Source organism: Actinocrispum sp. NPDC049592 (assembly GCF_040675465.1).
Taxonomy (GTDB): Bacteria; Actinomycetota; Actinomycetes; order Mycobacteriales; family Pseudonocardiaceae; genus Kibdelosporangium.
Genome location: NZ_JBFAPA010000029.1, coordinates 81,675 through 99,724 on the forward strand (window position 1 = coordinate 81,675; position 18,050 = coordinate 99,724).

At 68.9% G+C, this 18,050-nt stretch carries 16 protein-coding genes; 9 read left to right on the forward strand and 7 right to left on the reverse strand.

Annotation, left to right across the window (positions count from 1 at the left end; genetic code table 11):
- Positions 1–13 precede the first annotated feature (13 nt).
- Both AB0J95_RS48675 and AB0J95_RS48680 read left to right on the forward strand, forming a co-directional pair.
- Positions 14–3,100, forward strand: coding sequence for a BTAD domain-containing putative transcriptional regulator (locus tag AB0J95_RS48675; protein ID WP_364773335.1), 3,087 nt, complete (start codon positions 14–16; stop codon positions 3,098–3,100).
- A gap of 195 nt (positions 3,101–3,295) precedes the next feature.
- A complete protein-coding gene (locus AB0J95_RS48680) occupies positions 3,296–4,417 on the forward strand; it encodes a VanZ family protein (protein ID WP_364773336.1) in 1,122 nt (373 codons plus the stop codon).
- Here AB0J95_RS48680 and AB0J95_RS48685 read toward each other — a convergent pair.
- Together AB0J95_RS48685 and AB0J95_RS48690 are read right to left on the reverse strand one after the other, a co-directional pair.
- The gene (locus AB0J95_RS48685; protein ID WP_364773337.1) at positions 4,398–6,464 is read right to left on the reverse strand and encodes a glycoside hydrolase family 2 TIM barrel-domain containing protein; all 2,067 of its coding nucleotides are present in this window, start codon (positions 6,462–6,464) and stop codon (positions 4,398–4,400) included. The genes AB0J95_RS48680 and AB0J95_RS48685 overlap by 20 nt on opposite strands.
- A gap of 141 nt (positions 6,465–6,605) precedes the next feature.
- Positions 6,606–7,529, reverse strand: a complete 924-nt coding sequence (locus AB0J95_RS48690; protein WP_364773339.1) for a C1 family peptidase — start codon at positions 7,527–7,529, stop codon at positions 6,606–6,608.
- Positions 7,530–7,711: 182 nt separating this feature from the next.
- Here AB0J95_RS48690 and AB0J95_RS48695 point away from each other — a divergent pair, with 182 nt between their 5' ends.
- Positions 7,712–8,143, forward strand: a complete 432-nt coding sequence (locus AB0J95_RS48695) for an MEKHLA domain-containing protein (RefSeq protein WP_364773341.1) — start codon at positions 7,712–7,714, stop codon at positions 8,141–8,143.
- A 95-nt stretch (positions 8,144–8,238) separates the two neighbouring features.
- On the opposite strand, the gene AB0J95_RS48700 is transcribed toward AB0J95_RS48695, so the two are convergent.
- Complete coding sequence (locus AB0J95_RS48700) at positions 8,239–8,574, reverse strand: helix-turn-helix domain-containing protein (protein WP_364773343.1); 336 nt, start codon at positions 8,572–8,574, stop codon at positions 8,239–8,241.
- Between the two features lie 67 nt (positions 8,575–8,641).
- Between AB0J95_RS48700 and AB0J95_RS48705 the strand changes: the two genes are divergently transcribed.
- The gene (locus tag AB0J95_RS48705; protein ID WP_364773345.1) at positions 8,642–9,829 is read left to right on the forward strand and encodes an MFS transporter; all 1,188 of its coding nucleotides are present in this window, start codon (positions 8,642–8,644) and stop codon (positions 9,827–9,829) included.
- Here AB0J95_RS48705 and AB0J95_RS48710 read toward each other — a convergent pair.
- Both AB0J95_RS48710 and AB0J95_RS48715 read right to left on the reverse strand, forming a co-directional pair.
- Positions 9,804–10,562 carry a class I SAM-dependent methyltransferase gene (locus AB0J95_RS48710; protein ID WP_364773346.1) on the reverse strand — a complete coding sequence of 253 codons (759 nt, stop codon included), beginning with the start codon at positions 10,560–10,562 and terminating at the stop codon, positions 9,804–9,806. The two genes, AB0J95_RS48705 and AB0J95_RS48710, sit on opposite strands and share 26 nt — an antisense overlap.
- A 30-nt stretch (positions 10,563–10,592) precedes the next feature.
- Complete coding sequence (locus tag AB0J95_RS48715) at positions 10,593–11,315, reverse strand: AfsR/SARP family transcriptional regulator (RefSeq protein WP_364773348.1); 723 nt, start codon at positions 11,313–11,315, stop codon at positions 10,593–10,595.
- 130 nt (positions 11,316–11,445) lie between these two features.
- Between AB0J95_RS48715 and AB0J95_RS48720 the strand changes: the two genes are divergently transcribed.
- Complete coding sequence (locus AB0J95_RS48720) at positions 11,446–13,767, forward strand: N-6 DNA methylase (RefSeq protein WP_364773349.1); 2,322 nt, start codon at positions 11,446–11,448, stop codon at positions 13,765–13,767.
- A gap of 12 nt (positions 13,768–13,779) precedes the next feature.
- Entirely contained in the window at positions 13,780–15,270 is a 1,491-nt protein-coding gene (locus AB0J95_RS48725; protein ID WP_364773350.1) for a serine/threonine-protein kinase, read from the forward strand.
- Here AB0J95_RS48725 and AB0J95_RS48730 read toward each other — a convergent pair.
- Positions 15,252–15,881: a methyltransferase domain-containing protein gene (locus tag AB0J95_RS48730; RefSeq protein ID WP_364773351.1), complete on the reverse strand. Its 630-nt coding sequence runs from the start codon at positions 15,879–15,881 to the stop codon at positions 15,252–15,254. The genes AB0J95_RS48725 and AB0J95_RS48730 overlap by 19 nt on opposite strands.
- A gap of 44 nt (positions 15,882–15,925) precedes the next feature.
- Here AB0J95_RS48730 and AB0J95_RS48735 point away from each other — a divergent pair, with 44 nt between their 5' ends.
- The 3 genes from AB0J95_RS48735 to AB0J95_RS48745 are packed head-to-tail and all read left to right on the forward strand — an operon-like array spanning position 15,926 to position 17,433.
- Positions 15,926–16,315 (forward strand): hypothetical protein, encoded by a 390-nt coding sequence (locus AB0J95_RS48735; RefSeq protein ID WP_364773352.1) that lies wholly within the window; start codon positions 15,926–15,928, stop codon positions 16,313–16,315.
- 38 nt (positions 16,316–16,353) lie between these two features.
- On the forward strand, positions 16,354–16,953 hold the full coding sequence (locus AB0J95_RS48740; protein WP_364773354.1) for an FMN reductase: 600 nt from the start codon (positions 16,354–16,356) through the stop codon (positions 16,951–16,953).
- A gap of 42 nt (positions 16,954–16,995) precedes the next feature.
- Positions 16,996–17,433 (forward strand): heavy metal-responsive transcriptional regulator, encoded by a 438-nt coding sequence (locus AB0J95_RS48745; RefSeq protein ID WP_364773355.1) that lies wholly within the window; start codon positions 16,996–16,998, stop codon positions 17,431–17,433.
- A 55-nt stretch (positions 17,434–17,488) separates the two neighbouring features.
- Here AB0J95_RS48745 and AB0J95_RS48750 read toward each other — a convergent pair whose 3' ends face one another.
- A complete protein-coding gene (locus AB0J95_RS48750; protein ID WP_364773356.1) occupies positions 17,489–17,974 on the reverse strand; it encodes a DUF5134 domain-containing protein in 486 nt (161 codons plus the stop codon).
- Positions 17,975–18,050 lie beyond the last annotated feature (76 nt).

Genomic DNA, 18,050 nt, shown 5'->3' on the forward strand with positions numbered 1-18,050 from the left:
TCGGGGGGATTCGATGGGCGACGCGCGCGACCAGGCACGTTACCGGATCCTGGGGCCGGTCTCGGTGCGCGGCAGGACCGGGCTGGGCGCGCCCAAGCAGCGGGCCGTGCTGGCCGCGCTGCTGCTCAACGCCAACCGGATGGTCTCCGAGGAGCAGCTGTTCACGCTCGTGTGGGGGGAGAACACGCCGCGGTCGGTGCTCGGCCGGGTCCGGGTCTACGTGCACGAGCTGCGCGCGCTGCTGGGCCGGGACGTGATCGACCGGGTCCGCGCCGGCTACCGCATCCGGGTCGAGCCGGGCGAGCTGGACCTGGACATGTTCGACCAGGCCGTGGCCGAGGCCAGGGTGGACGCCCGCGAGGGCCGGGCGGCCGAGGCGGCGAGCCGGCTGCGGGACGCGCTGGCGCTGTGGGCCGGTCCGGCGCTGGGCGGGGTGAGCGCCCCGCTGGTCGAGCGCGAGGGTTCGGCCCTGGAGGAGCGCAGGCTGATCGCGCTGGAGGAGCTGTTCGACGCTGAGCTGGCCGCCGGACGGCACGTCCAGGTCGTCGCCGAGCTGCGCAAGGCGGCCGCGGACAACCCGCTGCGCGAACGCCTGCAGGCCCAGCTGATGCTCGCGCTGCATCGTTCCCAGCGGCGCTCGGAAGCGCTCAGTGTTTACCTCGAAACGCATCACCGCCTGGTCGAGGAGCTGGGAATCGAACCGGGCCAGGCATTGCGGGAAATTCACCAGCAAGTCCTTGATCCCGTCGAGGAACAGCCCGCCGCCGGGATTCCGCACGCCAGGCCCGCCGAATTGCCGCGGGACATCCGGGGTTTCACCGGCCGCGACGCCGAGCTGAGACGGCTCGATTCCGCGGCCGCCACCGATGCGATCTGCCTGATCAGCGGGACCGCGGGGATCGGCAAGACGGCGCTGGCGGTGCACTGGGCGCACACCCGGCGCGAGCGGTTCCCGGACGGCCAGCTCTACGTCAACCTGCGCGGGTTCGACCCCGACCACGAGCCGTTGACCCCGATCGCGGCCATGGCCCAGCTGCTGCACTCGCTCGGCGTGGCGCCCGGCCGCGTGCCGGATGGCCTGGACCAGCAGACAGGTCTGTACCGGTCCCTGCTCGCCGACCGCGAAGTCCTTGTGGTGCTGGACAACGCGCGCGACGCCGAGCAGGTTCGCCCGCTGCTGCCGCCGGCCGGGGTCGCGCTGGTGACCAGCCGCAACCGGCTCGGCGGGCTGGTCGCGGAGATGGGCGCGCACCAGGTCGCGGTGAGCGAGATGTCCGAAGTGGAGTCTCGTGCCCTGCTGGCCGGGGTGCTGGGCACCGGCATGGTGACCGCCGAGGTTGCCGCATCCGTTGAGCTGGCGCAGCTCTGCGGCGGGCTGCCGCTGGCGTTGCGGATCGCCGCAGCGAACGTGGCCACCGTGCCCGGCGGCGGGATCGCCGCCGTGGTCGCGGAACTGGCCAAGGGCGACCGCCTCGCGGGTCTGTCCCTCGACGGTGACGACAGCCCGGTGACGGTCGCGTTCACCGCGTCCTACCGCGCGCTGAAAACCCGCAGCCAGCAGCTTTTCCGGATGCTGGGGCTGATCCCCGGCCCGGACTTCACCGCCGCGGCGGCGGCCGCGGTGTCCGGGCTGCCGCTGGAGGACACCGCTCGTGAGCTGAAAGCGTTGTCAGCGGCGCACTTGGTCGAGCAGCACACGACGGACCGCTACCGTTTCCATGACCTGGTGCGGTTGTTCGCCGGTCGCGAGGTCCGGCTGGACCCGGATCGCGAGCGGGCCCGCGGCCGGCTGCTCGACTACTACGCGGGCATCACCAGCGCGGCCAGCCAGCTGTTCGAACCGGACATCCTGCGCCTGCCCGGCAACCCGGTCGGCCCGTCCGGCTACGAGGCGGCCGAGGTAGCCGACCTGCCGAACCTCGCCGCCGCGATGCTGGAGGCCGCCGCGCGCGGGCCGTTCCCGCAGGCCTGGTGGCTCGCCGACGACCTGCGCGTGGTCTACCAGCGCAACGGGCGGCGCGGCGAGTGGATCGAGCTGGCGGCGCCGATCCTCTCCTCCGCGCGCAGGCATGGCGAGCCGGAGGTCCAGGCCATGCTGCTCAACAGCATCGGCGAGCCGCTTTTCCGTTCGGGCCAACGGGAACGCGCGATCGAGCAGCTGAACCGGTCGGCCGCGATGGCCCGCGAGTGCGGCTGGCCGGAGTGCGAGGCGGCCTCGCTGGCCGGCCTGAGCTTCGCGCTGGAGTGGACCGGCCGGCTGCCGGAGTCCATCAGCCACAACCAGAAGGCGGCCGCGTTGTTCGCCGAGCTGGGCTCGGTGGTGGGGGAGAACCGGACACTGCACGCCCTGGCCGAGCAGTACCACCACCTGGGCCGGTTGCGGCTGGCCGAGGACACCAGCAGGCAGGCACTGGACATTAGCCGCCGCCATGGGCTGCGCCTTGCGATGGCACGGGATCTGCGTGACCTCGGCGCGATCCTGTTGGACCGCGGTCAGTTCACCGAGTCCGAGGAGTTCATGTCGCAGGCACGGGCGGTGTTCCAGGAGCTCGGCATGCACGACGTGGCCACCACGTTCACCTGGATGAGCCGGTTGCGTTGGGAGACAGGCGATTTCGCGGGCGCGTACGTCGAGGCGGTGCGTGCGGTAGAGCTGTCGCGGTCCGAGCGCGACCAGTTGTCCGAGAGCGCGGCGCTGATCGCCCAGGCCGACGCCGAGATCGGGCTGGGCCGGCTCGGGGCGGCCGCGGAACACCTCGACCTGGCCGACGCGATCGTCGACCGCGGCAGCCTCCGCTGGCACCTGGCGTACGGCCTGACCGCCCGGGCGCGGCTGAACGCCGAGCTGGGCGAGTTCGACACCGCGATCGAGAACGCCTCCCGGGCCGGGATCGTGGCGCGCCAAAGCGGATATCGCCTGCCAGAACTGGCGGCGGTCACCGCGTTGGCGTTGATCTACTCCCGCTCCGGCCAGGATGGCCTCGCCGCCGTCGCCGCGGCCGACGCCCTTGACCTGTGCCGCGACATCGGCCACACCTCCTGCGAGGCGGTCCTGTCGCCGCTGGTGGCGCGGCTTGGTTCGGACCGCATCCGGAAGTGATCGGCTCATGAGCGTCGCGCGGGATCCGGCTGAGCTGCTGATCCCGGGAAGTGCCTTGGGATCCGGGCGTTGGACGTGGCGGCTGGGGTGTCCATGAAGGACAGTGCGGCGATCGGGCGGCGCGGCGATGGGCCGGTTGGCGTACCCGGTGGACCGGTCGCTTAGGGACGTGCCCGACGGGGTATAAGTTCGCTCGTGGTCGCGACGTTCTTGTTGCCGGTGACGACGGCGCTGTGGGTGTTCCCGCTGGTGGTCCTGGTTGTGATGGTGCCGGCGGCGGTGGTCAGCTACCGGCGGCGGGGCCGCGCGGGCGGGTGGACGTCGGTGATGTTCTACTCGTTCCTGTTTTACCTGCTGGCCGCGTTGCTGCAGACGATCATCCCGTTGCCGCGGGACGGCGGGGCGTACTGCGCGACGCAGTCCTACGCGAGCACCCCGCAGCTGCGGCCGTTCTACTTCGTCGAGGTCATCCAGCAACGCGCCCGCGGGCACTGGGACCTCGGCGCGATCATGCGCAACGCGCCACTGTGGTCGACCGCGCTGAACGTCGTTCTGCTTGTGCCGCTGGGCATCTACCTGCGCTATCTGGTGAAGATGAGGTTCCTGCCCGCGGTGCTGGTCGGGTTCGGGGTGTCGCTGTTCTTCGAGCTCACCCAGCTGACCGGGCTCTGGTTCGTCTACCCGTGCGCGTACCGGTTGTTCAGTGTGGACGATCTGATCCTCAACACCGCTGGGGCCTTCCTCGGCGCCGCGATCGGCGGCCCGCTGAGCCGGATCCTGCCGCCGCTCGAACCGGCCCACGACGTCAAGCGGTACGCGGACAAGGTCACCATCACCCGGCGGTTGTTCGCGCTGTTCACCGACATCCTCGGGTTCGCCACGCTGGTCGCGTTCTGGCTCGGCCTGCTCACGCTGTTCGGCAAACCGACCACCGGGCAGGAGATTCCGATCATCCTGGCGGCCGTGGTGTGGTTCGTGCTCGCGCCCCTGCTCAGTGGGTCCACATTGGGCAAACGAGCGATGTTGTTGCGGGTGGAGCGAACCAACGGCCGGCGGGCCGGACCGCTGGCGCTGCTGGTGCGCTACGGGATCCTGCTGTCGCCGGCCTGGTTGCTGTGGCTGGCTTTGTCGGTCGACATCTGGGACGTCAGTGATCACCCGTCCCGGCTGCTGATCCCGGCCGGCATGCTGCTTTCCGTGTTCGTCGTAGGGGTGTGGACGCCGCTGGCGGTGTTCTTCAGCGACGACCACCGTGCCCCCTACGAGCAGCTCAGCCGCACGACCAACGTGGCGATCGTCAGGCGAGCGTCCACGTGACCGTGTCGGTGAACGTCTGACCGCCGCGTGTCCCGGTCACCTTGACCACGTTCTGGCCGGGGGACAAGGTGACCGGCCACGTGTAGATGTGGTCGGCCGAGGTCTTCGTCGAGATCGTGGTCCCGTTGAGCGACAACGAGATCGAGTCGGCTGTGCCGTAGACCTTCACCGTTGTGGCGGCCGCGGTCCGCTGGGTCCACCTGCGACTGGTGATGTACGCGAAGGACGTGTTGGTCCAGTTCGCCTTGTACCAGTAGAACGCGTCCTTGCGGGTGTTGCGGTCGTAGGTCACCAGGCCCTTGTCGTTGCGGCCGTTGGTGTCGCCCTCGGACCGGCTGTCCACCGCGAAGTCGAACATGTTCCACACGAACGTGCCCCACAGGTACGGCCGCGTCGAGATCTGCTTCCAGTGGTTCTCGTGCAGCAGGCTCTCGTACTCCTCAGGATGGAACTTCGATGTGGTCACGGGTTGCTGGGGCGGTTCCTGGTGCTGGTTGACGCTGCCGCCGGCGCCGTACTCGCTGATGCCGATCTTGCGGCCGGGATCCTTGGCGTGCAACTGATCCGCCCACGCACCCGGCCCGGTCCCGCTGGAGTACCAGCCGTAGTACTTGTTGTAGCCGATGACATCCGTGTGACTGGCCAGACCGTCGGTGTCGCCCTTGTTGGTGGCGTATGTGGACATCCGGCTCGGGTCCTCGGTGGCCACCTGGTTGTCCAAAGTGGTCAGAATGCTGTTGGTGACGGCGTTGTCCGAGGCCTGTTCGTTGCCGATGCCCCAGAAGAAGATCGACGGGTGGTTGTAGTTCTGCCGGATCAGCTCGGACAGCTGCTGCTGGGCGTTGGCCCGGAACGCGGCGCTGTCGGTGACCTGGTTGACCAGCGGGATCTCCGCCCAGATGACGTACCCGCGCTGGTCGGCGAGCGAGTAGACGGTCTGCGACTGCTGGTAGTGCGCGGTCCGCAGGGCGTTCACGCCCATCTCGTCCATCAGGTCGAAGTCCTGCGTCTGCTGCACGGGCGTGACGGCCCAGCCCTGGTTGAGCCGGTCCTGGTGCGCGTTCACGCCGTGCAGGCTCAGGTGCCGGCCGTTGAGGAGGAAGCCGCTGCTTGGGTCCACAGTGGATTCTCGGAGTCCCAGCGGCTGGGTGACCGCGTCGGTGACCGTTCCGGTCGAGGCGTCGATGATCTCCACCGTGGCCTGGTAGAGGTACGGATCCGCCTTGCCCTGCCAGCGATGGGGTGAGCCGATGGTGATGCTCTGCACGGTGTCGAAGCCGGTGGCAGCGTTGACAGTTCGGCTAGCGGCGCTAGCTGACGTGACGACCGCTCCGGCGGCATCGCGGACAGTGGTCCGGACCTGGACCTGTTTCGCGGACGTGTTGTTGTTCCACGCCTTGGTGGTCACGTCGACGCCGGCCGAGGACGCCGTGACGGACTTCTGTCGCAAGTAGACACCCGGTCCGCCGAAGTCGCCCATCCGGATGGACAACGGGTCGACCGCGACGAGCGTGACATCGCGGTAGATCCCGCCGAAGAAGGTGAAGTCCGCCGAGAGCGGCGCGATGTCCGGGTTCGACGCGTTGTTGACCTTCACGGCCACCACGTTGTCCTGGCCGAGCCGGAGGGCCGCACTCGCGTCGAACCGGAACGTGGCGAACCCGCCGCGGTGGTCACCCAGCCGGGTGCCGTTGACCCAGACCTCGGCGATCGTGTTGACGCCGTCGAACTGCAGCCACAGCTTCTTGCCCGCCAGTGTGGTCGAGGGCGTGAAATGCTTTCTGTACCAACCGATTCCGCGGTAGTAGTTGCTGCCGCCGTCCTGTCCGTCCTGCGCGTTCCAGGTGTGCGGGACGTTCACCGCCGACCAGGACGAGTCGTTGAAGGTCGGCGACTGCGCGTTGGCCGCGTCGCTGCGCAGGAACCGCCAGCCGGAGTTCAGGCTCGACAGCTGGCGCACCTCGGGCGCGGCGGAGACGGGGGACGAAGGCACGGCCACCAGCGTGGCCAGGAGTAACAGGGGCAGAACAACTCGGCGCAGGGACATACACCACCTCCACGACCAGCACTGTTTGTGTATGTGAACGTTGTTCAGAGATGGAACGATTCAGAACGTAATCAGCGAGGCCGAGCCCGTCAATGACGAAGGCCCGCTACCTCACGGCAGCGGGCCTTTCGGCTTGGCGTGTCACTCGTCGAACGCGGCGGTCTCCACCCATTCGGCGGATGTCATCGCCCACCAGTCCTCGGCGAGGCCCTGGCGCACGTACTCGTACGGCAGCCAGCCGTAGCCCTCCTCGCCCCACGTGGTGCCCCACGAGTTGCGGATCAGGAACGCACCCGTCTGGGTGTTGCCGTCGGACGGGTTGGTGACGGTGCGGTTGTCGTCGTAGCCGACCGCGACAATCGCGTGTCCACCCAGGACGGTCTCGTTCTTGGCGGGGTACGGGATGTCGCCGGCCTTCTTGGGCTTGCGGATGGTGGCGTACACGGTGAAGCCGAAGATCGCCGGGATGCCCGAGGCGAGGTGGCTCTTGACCACGGTCAGCGTGTCCTCGCCGCTCTGCCCGGCCGGGTCGAGCCGGAAGTAGGTCAGCGCCTGGTAGTTCTGCGCGAACGCGAAGGCGAACGCGGGCGGGTCGTCCTCGAACTTGGCGGTCTCGTACGGCCAGTACTTCTCCGGCGGTGCGCCGAACAGTGCCAACGCGCCCATGACACTGCGCAGGTACGCACCGGTGTCGCCGGTCAGCCCGAGGTACTGGCGGGTGACCTTGTAGACGAACAGCCGGGACATGTCGATGTACTTGCCGAACGTGCGCCGCTGGTAGTACTCGACCATCCCGCAGGCGGCGTTGGCGGTGCACGAGCCGATCTGCTCCTGGTCCTCCACCGGGGAGAACCACTCGCGCAGGTCCGTCGTGGCGGGCAGCTCGCCGCTGTCCGTGTCCGCGGCGCTCGTGGCAGCGAGCGAGCGCAGCGCCTTCGACCCGGACTTGCCGAGGATCTCCTTGATCTCGGGCGACTCGTGCGTCAGGTCGCGAACATCCGGACGGTCGGGCAGCCAGCCCATGCCGGTCGGCGCGGTGCGCCCCGGCAGCAAGATCGTGTCCATGTGTTTCCCTCACTGGATCCGGCCTGTGCGCCGCCCAGCGAGAACTCGCCAGACTGACGCGATATCCGAAAGAGCGCCGGGGCGGGCCGCAGATACTGGTCCCCAGGTTGCGATTCGGCCTCGGCCCACCTACGTTCGGTTACTGTCTACAGTGGATCAGTCACGCTGGGGAGTGAACACGCGTGCTCATCGATCTCGTTGCCCGCAGCTACGAGAAGTTCGCCGGTAAGCCATTTTCCAAGGGCCCGCTGGATGAGCAATGGCTGTACTGGACGGCCCCCTTCGGACTGCTGGTGCACAACACCGATCCGGACCCGCTGTTCGTGTACGCCAACAAAACGGCGCAACACTGCTTCGAGTACACCTGGAGCGAGTTCACCGAGCTGCCCTCAAGACTTTCGGCGGAGACCGAACTCCAGTCCGCCCGCCAGACCCTGCTCGCCAAAGTCGCGGCGGACAACTTCGTGACGGGCTACCGCGGCGTGCGGATCGCCAAGTCCGGCCGAAGGTTCTGGATCGAGGACGCGACCATCTGGAACGTCGTGGACGACAACGGCGACCACGCAGGCCAAGCCGCGCTGTTCCCCCACTGGTCCCCATTGACCCAACCGTGACACCTGTCCGCCTTGGACGGTCTGGTCCGGGTGGCCGGGTTCCTCGGCGCCGGGATCGTGCTGCCGGCCGCCGGAACCCGTTACGCCCGCATGGTTCAGGGCTCCACGGGCGCGGAAGCCGGGTCCTGAGTCAGGATCGCACCCAGCAGACCGGGAAAGCGCGACTCGATGTCGTCGCGGCGGATCTCCACCCAGCGCTTGCGGCCGTCGACCATCGTGGTGGTCAGGCCGGCCTCGCGCAGCACCCGCCAGTGGTGCGACAGGGTCGGCGCGGAGATCTCGATGTCGTAGGCGTCGACCGCGCACGTCTTGGGGTCGGTGTTGCGGCTCAGATCCCGGATGAGCTCGAGCCGCACCGGGTCCGCGAGGGCGTGCAGCACGGTCACGATGTCGATGTCGCCCACGCTGGGCTGCGGCAGGAACCGGGTCACGGGTCTCAGCGTCTCCAATCCTTAGACTATTTGACAAGCGTCGAAGTATGCATCCATCATAGCCCGCATGACGATTCGACGTCCATCAAACGATCGGTTGTCGACGAGTGTGCTTGTCGTCCTGGCCGTGGGCACGTTCATCGTGGGCACGGACGGGTTCGTGCTGAACGGGCTGCTGCCCCTGATCGCGCATGACCTGGGGGTCACCGAGTCCGCGGTCGGGCAGCTGAGCACGTCCTTCGCATTGACCTACGCGATCGCCTCGCCGGTGATCGCCGCCGCGACCGGGAACTGGGACCGCCGGACGCTGCTGGCCTGGGGGCTGGGGTTGTTCACTGTGGGGATGGCCGGGCAGGCACTCGCCGATGGCTACACGATGATGCTGATCTCAAGGATTCTGGCCGCTGTGGGGGCGGCGGCCTTCCAGGCGAACGCTTACGTGGTCGCCGGGGCGCTGGCCACGCCGGAACGCCGGGGCCGGGTGTTGTCAACGGTGATGACCGGGATGAACGTGTCCATCGTGCTCGGCGTGCCCATCGGCGTGTTCGCCGCGCAGGGACTGGGCTGGCGCGCGGTGATGTGGGCGATCGCCGGGGTGTCCGTGCTCGTCGCGCTGATGATGTTGAGCGTGCCGTCGGTGCGCGTCCCGCCGGTCAGCCTGAGGGAGAGGCTAGCAGTGCTAGCTCGTCTGCCAGTGCTAAAAGTGCTGCTGGTGACAACGCTCGGGTTCATGGCCGTGCTGACGGTGTTCGCGTATCTGCCGTTGGTGGTCGCGCCCTCCGCGGTCGGCGCGGTCCTGTCCTGGGTGCTCGTCGGTTACGGCGTCGGCCAGGTCGCCGGCAACCACTTCGCGGGCCGGTGGACGGACAGGTTCGGCACCGACCGAGTCCGCATGCTTTCGTTGGCGGGCACGGCGATCACCATGGCGTTGCTCATCGCCGGAGCGCAGACGTTGTTGACCACGATCGTGATCGCGGTCGCCGTCGGTGCGTTCGGCGGCATGCTGATGGTGCCCCAGCAGCACCGCCTGTTCACGATCGCGCCGGACGTGCCGACGGTGGCGATGGGCCTGAACGGATCGGCGATCTACATCGGCGTCGCCGCCGGGTCCGCGCTCGGCGGTGCGGTGCTCGACAACGCCGGTGCGACGGCACTTCCGGTCACGGGCGCGCTGATCGCGGTGCTGGGCTTGGCATTCGCATACGCCTACCGGCACCGCCCGGCACCGGCTACGGCAGAGCTGCAACCAGCCTGACCGCACCCTCGTAGGAGGACTGGCTCGCGATGGCACCGTACTTGCGGTGCCATTCGCCGTTTTCCAAGTCCCGTCGCAGATCCGCCATGCCACGTTCGACCACGGCGGGGGAGACGAACCCCCACGCGGACTGGCTCGCGCGCACCGCGGGGTCGAGGAACATCGCCGGGCGCGCGTAGAAGGCTTCAGTGAACCCATCCGTGCAGTCGACCGGGATCGGCACCGGCGTGACCGTGCTCGTCCCGCCGAGAACAGCTTGGATGTGCGAGATCGCCGGGTAACGACGGGCCTCTGCGGTGAACAGTTCGGGCGTGTAATCGTTGAGCCACAACCGGTTCACCAGGTCACCGTCGAACGTGAGCACGATGACCGGGCCACGGCTGACTCTGCGCATCTCGCGCAGGCCTTGGTCGGCGTCCGGCCAGTGGTGCACGGTAAGCACCGCCATGGCGGCGTCGAAACTGTTGTCCGGGAAGGGAAGTTCGCCTGCGACGGCGTCGACCGCCGGAGTGAGCCGGGAAGGGCGTTGGGAACGCATCGACGCGGACGGCTCGATCGCCGTCACGTCACGGTCTTCGGGTTCGTAGTTGCCGGCGCCCGCGCCAACGTTGATGACGGTCTTCGCGTCGCCGAGAGCGGCGTGGAGGTACGCGGCGATCCGTGGGTCGGGACGGCGGATGGTGGAGTAGTGCTGTCCGTGCGTCTCGTAGTTGAAATCCCCCGCTAGTCGCATGATCACGACTATGCCAGCGTTGTCGATCCGTTATCCGAGGATCCGGGCCTGCAACGCCCGCAGCTGCGGGCCGGGCTCGATGCCCAGCTGGTCCACGAGTTCACGGCGAGTCCGTTGGTAGACCGCCAATGCCTCCGCTCGGCGGCCGCACCTGGTCAGCGCCTCCATCAGCTGCGCGGCGAACCGCTCGCGTAATGGGTAGAGCCGCACGAACGCCTCCAGTTCGCCGATCACCGCGGCGGCGTGGCCCGCGGCGAGCGAGGCGTCGACCCATTCCTCGACGACCATGATCCGTTCGGCCTCCAGGCGGACCGCCTCCAGCTCGAGGTGGGGCTGGTGGAAGTCGGTGCCGCGCCACTGGTCCAGCGCGCGGCGGAAGTGCGCGGCGGCGGTCGCCGGGTCGGCCGTCTCGCGGCCGGCCTGCGCTTCGGCCCGGAACACCAGCAGGTCCAGCTCCTCGGTGTCCACGCCGATCCGGTACCCGCCGGGCACCAGGTCGATCGGGACGCCGTCCAGCCGTTCCCGCAGCCGCGAGATGTAGGTGTGCAGGTTCGACACGTACGACTTGGGCGGCTCGTCGCCCCACAGCACCTCGACCAGCCGGCCGATCGACACCGCCCGGTTGGCGTTGAACAGCAACTCGCTCAACAACGCGGGCAGCCTGTTGCCGCGCAACGAGACCGGCGCGCCTTCGCCGGTGGTGACGGCCAACGGGCCGAGGACCCCGAACCGCAGACAAGCAACCTTGAACATCGCCCCTACCTCTCGCCTGGGTGTTGCGGCGAAATATGACCACGGGCGTGTGAACTCTGTCAACAAGCATTTCTGCGATAGGGTATGTTTCCACTGCCCAAGCGTGTGAACACGGAAGGAAGGGGGCGGAGTGTCGAACGAGGCTGCCGTCACAGCGGCGGACATCGCCCGGCTGGCCGGGGTCGGCCGGGCCGCGGTGAGCAACTGGCGGCGGCGCTACGAGGACTTCCCCGCTCCCGTCGGCGGCACCCCCAACAGCCCCCTGTTCACCCTCTCGGAGGTCGAACGCTGGCTCCGTGACCAGGGAAAACTCCAGGCCTCCTCCCCTTGGGAACGCCTCTGGCAACTCGTCGAGGCCCACCGCGGCGACCAGGAACCCGCGGACATCCTCGCGGCGATCGGCCGCTACCTCCTCCGCCAAGCCACCGACCAGGGCGCCCTCCCGCAAGGCGCCGGCCAGGGCGGCCACGGCGGCTCACGACCGGGCGGCGACGTGGGCTCGATGCGCCCAGGCGCCGGTGCCGGCTCCTCCGGCCAAGCTGCTGGTCACGGGGCTGACCAGGGGGCACTGCGCCGGGGCGCGGATCAGGGTCTGCCAGAGCGGGCTGCCGGTGAAGGCGTGCCTCGCCGGGCCGGTGACCAGGGCGCATTCCAGCAGAGCCCTGGTCAAGGTGGGCACGGCCATGACGCCTCCCGGCAGGGGGGCGCCCAGAGCTCGCTGCGCCCGGGCGCTGACCAGGGCCCGGGCGGCCAGGCCACTCCGCAGCCAGGCGCTGATCCAGGCCCGTCGGGCCAGGTTGCTGGTCAGGGCGCTGGGCGGCAGCAAGGTTCGCTGCGCCGTGGCGGCGATCAGGGGCCGGGTTCTTCGCGGTTGGGCAGCGACCAGGACGTGCTGCCTGCTGCACTGGTCCGTGAGGTCGCCGCCGTCGCGAAGGAGCACGGCGCCCTGGCGACCGCCGAAGCCCTCTGGGAGCGGTTCGCGCAGGCCAACGCCCGGTGGATGGCCGTCACCCCGGTGGAGGCGGCGCGGCTGATCGCCCAGCTCGCCGACGTGCGGAAGGGTGTCGTGCTCGACCCGGCGTGTGGCGCGGGGTCGCTGCTGGCCGGAGTCGCCAGGCAAGGTGCTCAGTGCCTCGGCCAGGAGATCGACCCCGGGCTCGCCGGTCTGGCCGAGGTCCGGCTCGCGCTGAGGGGCGTGCAGGTCGAGCTGACTGCGGCGGACTCCCTGCTCAACGACGGTTTCCGCGGCCGGCAGGTGGATGTGGTGGTGTGCGATCCGCCGGTCGGCGAACGGCAGTGGGGGCACGAGGAACTCCTGCACGACGAACGGTGGGAGTACGGCATCCCGCCGCGGATGGAGTCGGAGCTGGCGTGGGTGCAGCACGCGCTCGCGCATGTGCGGCCCGGTGGGTTGGTCGCGATCCTGATGCCGCCGTCGGTGGCTTCCCGCAGGTCGGGGCGGCGGATCCGGGCCGAGTTGTTGCGCCGGGGTGCGTTGCGGGCGGTGATCGCGTTGCCGGGGCCGGTGCACTTGTGGCTGTTGCGCAGACCAGGCGCCGCCGCGGAGCACAACCTGCTGGTCATCGAGGCGACCGCGAGCGAGTGGGATCAGGCGACGGACCTGGTGGTGGGTGCCTGGCGAACGTTCGACCAAGCCCAGGTGGTGGACAGCCGTCCGGGGGTGGCGCGCTCCATTCCGGCCCTGGAGCTGCTGGGCGAGGAGGTCGACCTGACCCCCGCGCGCAATCTGCCGGTCTCCTCCGCCCCCGACACTGCCGAGAAACTTCTCGCTGGGCACCGTGAACTGAGTTCACGGCTTGCTGGGCTTGTTCCGATGTTGCCCACCCTTGACTGGACCGGGCAGCCGCAACAACGCCGGGTGCTGACAACCGTGGCAGAGTTGATCAAGACTGGGGCGCTGCACCTCAAACAGTCCGACGCACCCGCCGGTGAGTCGCCGGGGGAGGCCGTGCCGGTGCTCGATCTGTCGGACGTCCTCGCCGACCGGCCGCCCACCCGCCGGATGTCACGCCAATTGGCCGGCGACGCGGTCCGGGTGGAGCCAGGCGACGTCGTCCTGCCAACGGCCGGCCACCGCCTGGTCGCGCGTGTGATCAACGACGCCGGCGCCGTCCTCGGCCGCGGCCTGTGCCTGCTGCGCCCCAACCGTGACGTGCTCGATCCCTGGTTCCTGGCCGGTTTCCTGACCGGCTCGGCCAACTCCCGGCAGGCCAGCACCCACCTGTCCGCGGCCGCCCGGCTGGACGTGCGGCGCTGCGAGATCCCGCGGATGCCGCTCGCCGAGCAGTACCGGTATGCGGCGGTGTTCTCGGCTCTCGGTACCTTCTCTACCGCGCTGGCCCAGGCCGGCGCGGTGGCGAACCAGGTCGTCCAGGCCACAGTGGACGGTCTGGTTGACGGGCTGGTGGCGCCGCCGAGGCATCCGCGGTAGAGGAGCGACGACATGGTCGACCGGGTGGTCGGCGGCCGGTACGAGCTGGTCCGCCCGCTCGGCCGGGGCGGCATGGGCGAGGTCTGGCTCGGCCGCGACACCCGCCTGGACCGCGACGTCGCGGTCAAGCTGTTACGGCCCAGCTCGTTACCGGCCGGGTCCGACGTCGAGGCGTTGATCAGCCGGTTCGCCCGGGAGGCCCGGCTGACCGCGCGACTGGAGAACCCCGGCGTCCCGGCGGTCTACGACACCGGCACCGACCAGGACGATCTCTACCTGGTCATGCAGCTGATCGGCGGGGCCGACCTGGCCGAGTTCTCCGCCGAGAACGAACCCGTCCCGCTCGGCTGGGTGGCCGCGATCGGCGCGCAGATCTCGTCCATCCTGGGCGCCGCGCACGAGGCCGGGCTGGTGCACCGGGACCTCAAGCCGCGCAACGTGATGATCACGCACGCCGGTGAGATCAAGGTGCTGGACTTCGGCATCGCGGTACTGAGGGACGCCGACCTGACCCGGATCACCCGCACCTCCGAGGCGGTCGGCACGCCCGCGTACATGGCGCCCGAGCAGGCCATGCACGGTGTTTCCAGTCCCAGCAGCGACCTCTACTCGCTCGGCTGCGTGCTCTACGAGCTGATCACCGGCAGGCACGTGTTCGAGGCGAGCACCGCGCTGGCGATCATGCACCGGCACTACTCCGAGATCCCGATGCCGGTGCACGAGATCCGGCCCGAGGTCGACCCGCGGATGGGCCATCTGGTGACCAGGCTGCTGGCCAAGGACCCGCGGGAGCGCCCGGCGAGCGCGCGCGAGGTCTACGACGTGATGATCTCGTTGCTGCCGCCGCCGTCGAACGGCCCGCTGATCCCGATGGACCCGACGCGCCCGTTCCGCGACATGATGTCGACCCCGCAACGCCCTTCGGTGTCCATCGCGCACCAGCAACTCCCGGTCAGCATGCCAAGCCCGGTGCCACAACCAATGCCGGTGCCGCAACCGGCAATGCCCCCACCGCCCATGGCGTACGAACCGCCGACGGTGCGGGTGAAGTTCTGGGACACCCCGGCGCGACGGATGAGCGAGGGCGCGCTGATCGCGTTCGGCTTCATGCTGCTCGGCTTCGCCGTGTCCGACGCGGTGTCCAAGAACCCGCGCGCGGATGTCGCGTTCGGCATCGGGTTCGGCCTGCTGTTCATCCTGATCGGCGCGCGGATGCGCAAGCGCAGGCTGGGGTTGTCGAGCGTGTGGGCGTTGTCCTGGTATCGCGCCACCCGGCCGGCCAGCGCGGGCGAACGGATCATGGAACGCGTGCTGCTGATCATCGGCGGCCTGGCCACGGTGACCTACGGCGTGTCGGCCATCCTCGCCGCGACCCACGTGCAGGCATGGAGTTTCGCGACCACGGACCCGATCACCGGGATCTCGATCAGCCTCGCGTTGTTCGTGCCCGGCGTGGTGCTTCGCCAGCGGCGGCTGGGAAAACGCTACCCCTGGCTGCTGTAGTAGGAGTGCACCGCGGGCTGGCCGGTGTAGTTCAGGCCCGCTTTCGGGTCCGCGCCCAGATCGAGAACGCCGAACGCGACCTCCGCCGGGCCCTGGCGCCGGATCCGGTGACGCGCGTACTGGAAACCCGCCTCGCGCAACACCTTCGTGACCCGCAGTGGCCTGCCGTCCTGATCGCGCAAGGACGACACGTCGAAGTTCGCGATCAGCAGTCCATTTGGCATGAGCCAGGATGCGGCCGCCGCGAGCAGTCCGAGCTTGTCGCCCACGTAGTGCAGCCCGTGCACGCACGTGATCAAGTCGTACCGGCGGTCCGGGCGCCAGCCGGTCACCGAGGCCGCCACGAGATCCACTGTGGCCGGTAGGGGACCCGCGAAGAAGCCGACCAGGTCCACGCCAGTGATCACTGTGTCCAGCGCGCCCGCCGCCTCCAGCAGGGCTTTCCCGCTGCCACAGCACAGGTCCAGCCAACTGGCCGGGGCCAGCGCGAGGATGTCGACGCCGAGCACGGCGGAGTAACCGTCCCGTCCGGACAGTCCGCGTGTCCGGTTCATCGCCCGGTTGGCGACCACAGAGGAACGTTCGAGCTCCCCATCGTCCGCGAGTCTCACCAAGCCCCTTATCCGACGCGTGCGTCCAACGCTATCGTCTGCCGATGGCCCCACCATCAAGGGACGTGGGATATCGGTTCGACTATCTGGTCGCCCCGTTGCGTTGTGCACATTGCAACCGGACAGCGCAGCCCGACGAGATGCTCGAGATGACCACCAGGCTGCGGGACACCCCCAACCTGGCGTACCTCGGCGTCGGCGACAAGCTGCCCGTGACGACGCAACGGGCGCTGGACAACGGCTACGAACTGCTGCGTGCACCGCAGGACGGCGAGCCGACGATCCTGTTACAGCCCTGGGCGTGCGCTTCCTGCGGCGCCACCGACAACTGGGCGGAGGTCGTGATCGAGCAGGACGTCATCGAGGCGATCGACGAGGTCGTGCTCGACGCGGACACCCTGGCCCGCGCCAACTTCCGGGCCGGCCCCAGATAGTAAGGAATAATGACTAACCGGCGGTCGTTGCGCCGGGCATGAAGCTTGCAGTGATCTCAGCGGGACTGAGCCGGCCGTCGTCCACCCGGTTGCTGGCCGACCGCCTGACCGCGGCGGCGGTGGCGAAACTCGACGACGTCGGTGCCGAGGTCAGTGTCGATTTTGTTGAGCTGCGCGACCTGGCGGTGGACATCGCCAAGAACATGGTCAGCGGGTTCCCCAGCGCGCAGCTGCGGGCCGCGATCGACACCGTGACCGCCGCCGACGGCGTGATCGCCGTGTCACCGATCTTCACCGCCTCCTACAGCGGGCTGTTCAAGTCGTTCTTCGACGTCATCGAGGACACCGCACTGGTCGGCAAGCCGGTCCTGATCGCCGCGACCGGCGGCACCGGACGGCACTCGCTCGCGCTGGAGCACGCACTGCGCCCGATGTTCGTGTACCTGCGCATGGTGGTCGCGCCGACCTCGGTGTACGTGGCGACCGACGACTGGGGCGGCACCGAGCAGGACATCACCTCCCGCATCGGCCGCGCGGCCGACGAGCTGGCGGCGTTGATGGCGAACAAGCCCATCCCGGTCGTGCCGCCGTCGGTCCTGCCGTTCGAGCAGCAACTGGCGGCCCTGCGCAAGTCGTGAGGCTTGACCTTGGAGCATGCTCCAAGGTTTACCGTCGACGATGTGACGGTCACATCTGCATCGGGTCTTCGCGTCGCCGAGCTCGCGGCCGAGGTGGGGGTCAGCCCGGACACGGTCCGCTACTACGAGCGTGCCGGGCTGCTCGCCCCACCACCGCGCACGGCGTCGGGATACCGGGTCTACCCGCCGGAAACCGTCGACCGGCTGCAGTTCATCCAGGGCTGCCAGCGGTTCGGGCTGCGGCTCAAGGAGATCGGCGAGCTGCTCGCGGTCCGGGATACCGGGGTCTGCCCGTGTGAACCCGCCGAACAGCTGATCCGGCGGCACATCGCCGAACTGGACGCCGAGGTCGCACGCCTGAGCGCCCTGCGGTCCGACATGGCCCGCACTCTCGCCTCACTGCCGGAAGGGCAGTGTCCCGCCGTGCCACCAGGGAACTGGTGCCCACCGGGTGAGGAGGGAGGTGACGGTTGTGTGTGACTGTGGTTGCGGCTGTGGCTGCTGAGTAACCGAGTAATCCAGAACCGGCGCCGGTTCACATGCCGAGCAGCAGCACGCCCGCACCCAGGCTCATAGCGGCGTGGCTCACCGCGTCCAGGGCCTTGGGACGCCGCCGCACGACGCCATAGAAGAACGGCAACGCGGCCAGTAGGAAGTACCAAGCGAACACGGCACTCACCACAGTCGCCGCAGACACGACGTGGTGGCCAAGCGACATCGACACCACCATCCACACCATCGCCGCCGCCATCAGCGCGTGGTGCAACGAACGGAAGTCCGGTGCCTGGTGGGGGACCGTAGCCAGACCCGCGAACCACACCGTCGCCGACGCGAAGAACGCGACCTGTAGCCATGCTGGCAGTCCCGTGTTCCACACCATTGCCACCATGGCCAACCCCATGACTACATGCGCGACACTGGTGACCCGCTCGCTGGTGCACGCCCGCGGACGCGCGCAGCCGACGAGGAACCACAGTGCCGTCCCGGTGAACACGATCGTCAGCAACCAGCCGGCGAGCATTTGATCACCTTCCGTAGCCGTTCGTACGAGTCTGGTACGGATAAAGACAAGATGGGTAGCGAAAACTGATCGGTCA

Excerpts from the sequence above, each read along its gene's own strand:
- AB0J95_RS48675 (WP_364773335.1), top strand. The coding sequence starts at position 14 with ATGGGCGACGCGCGCGACCAGGCACGTTACCGGATCCTGGGGCCGGTC.
- AB0J95_RS48685 (WP_364773337.1), bottom strand. The coding sequence starts at position 6,464 with ATGTCCCTGCGCCGAGTTGTTCTGCCCCTGTTACTCCTGGCCACGCTG.
- AB0J95_RS48690 (WP_364773339.1), bottom strand. The coding sequence starts at position 7,529 with ATGGACACGATCTTGCTGCCGGGGCGCACCGCGCCGACCGGCATGGGC.
- AB0J95_RS48705 (WP_364773345.1), top strand. The coding sequence starts at position 8,642 with ATGACGATTCGACGTCCATCAAACGATCGGTTGTCGACGAGTGTGCTT.
- AB0J95_RS48710 (WP_364773346.1), bottom strand. The coding sequence starts at position 10,562 with ATGCGACTAGCGGGGGATTTCAACTACGAGACGCACGGACAGCACTAC.
- AB0J95_RS48715 (WP_364773348.1), bottom strand. The coding sequence starts at position 11,315 with ATGTTCAAGGTTGCTTGTCTGCGGTTCGGGGTCCTCGGCCCGTTGGCC.
- AB0J95_RS48725 (WP_364773350.1), top strand. The coding sequence starts at position 13,780 with ATGGTCGACCGGGTGGTCGGCGGCCGGTACGAGCTGGTCCGCCCGCTC.
- AB0J95_RS48735 (WP_364773352.1), top strand. The coding sequence starts at position 15,926 with ATGGCCCCACCATCAAGGGACGTGGGATATCGGTTCGACTATCTGGTC.
- AB0J95_RS48740 (WP_364773354.1), top strand. The coding sequence starts at position 16,354 with ATGAAGCTTGCAGTGATCTCAGCGGGACTGAGCCGGCCGTCGTCCACC.
- AB0J95_RS48750 (WP_364773356.1), bottom strand. The coding sequence starts at position 17,974 with ATGCTCGCCGGCTGGTTGCTGACGATCGTGTTCACCGGGACGGCACTG.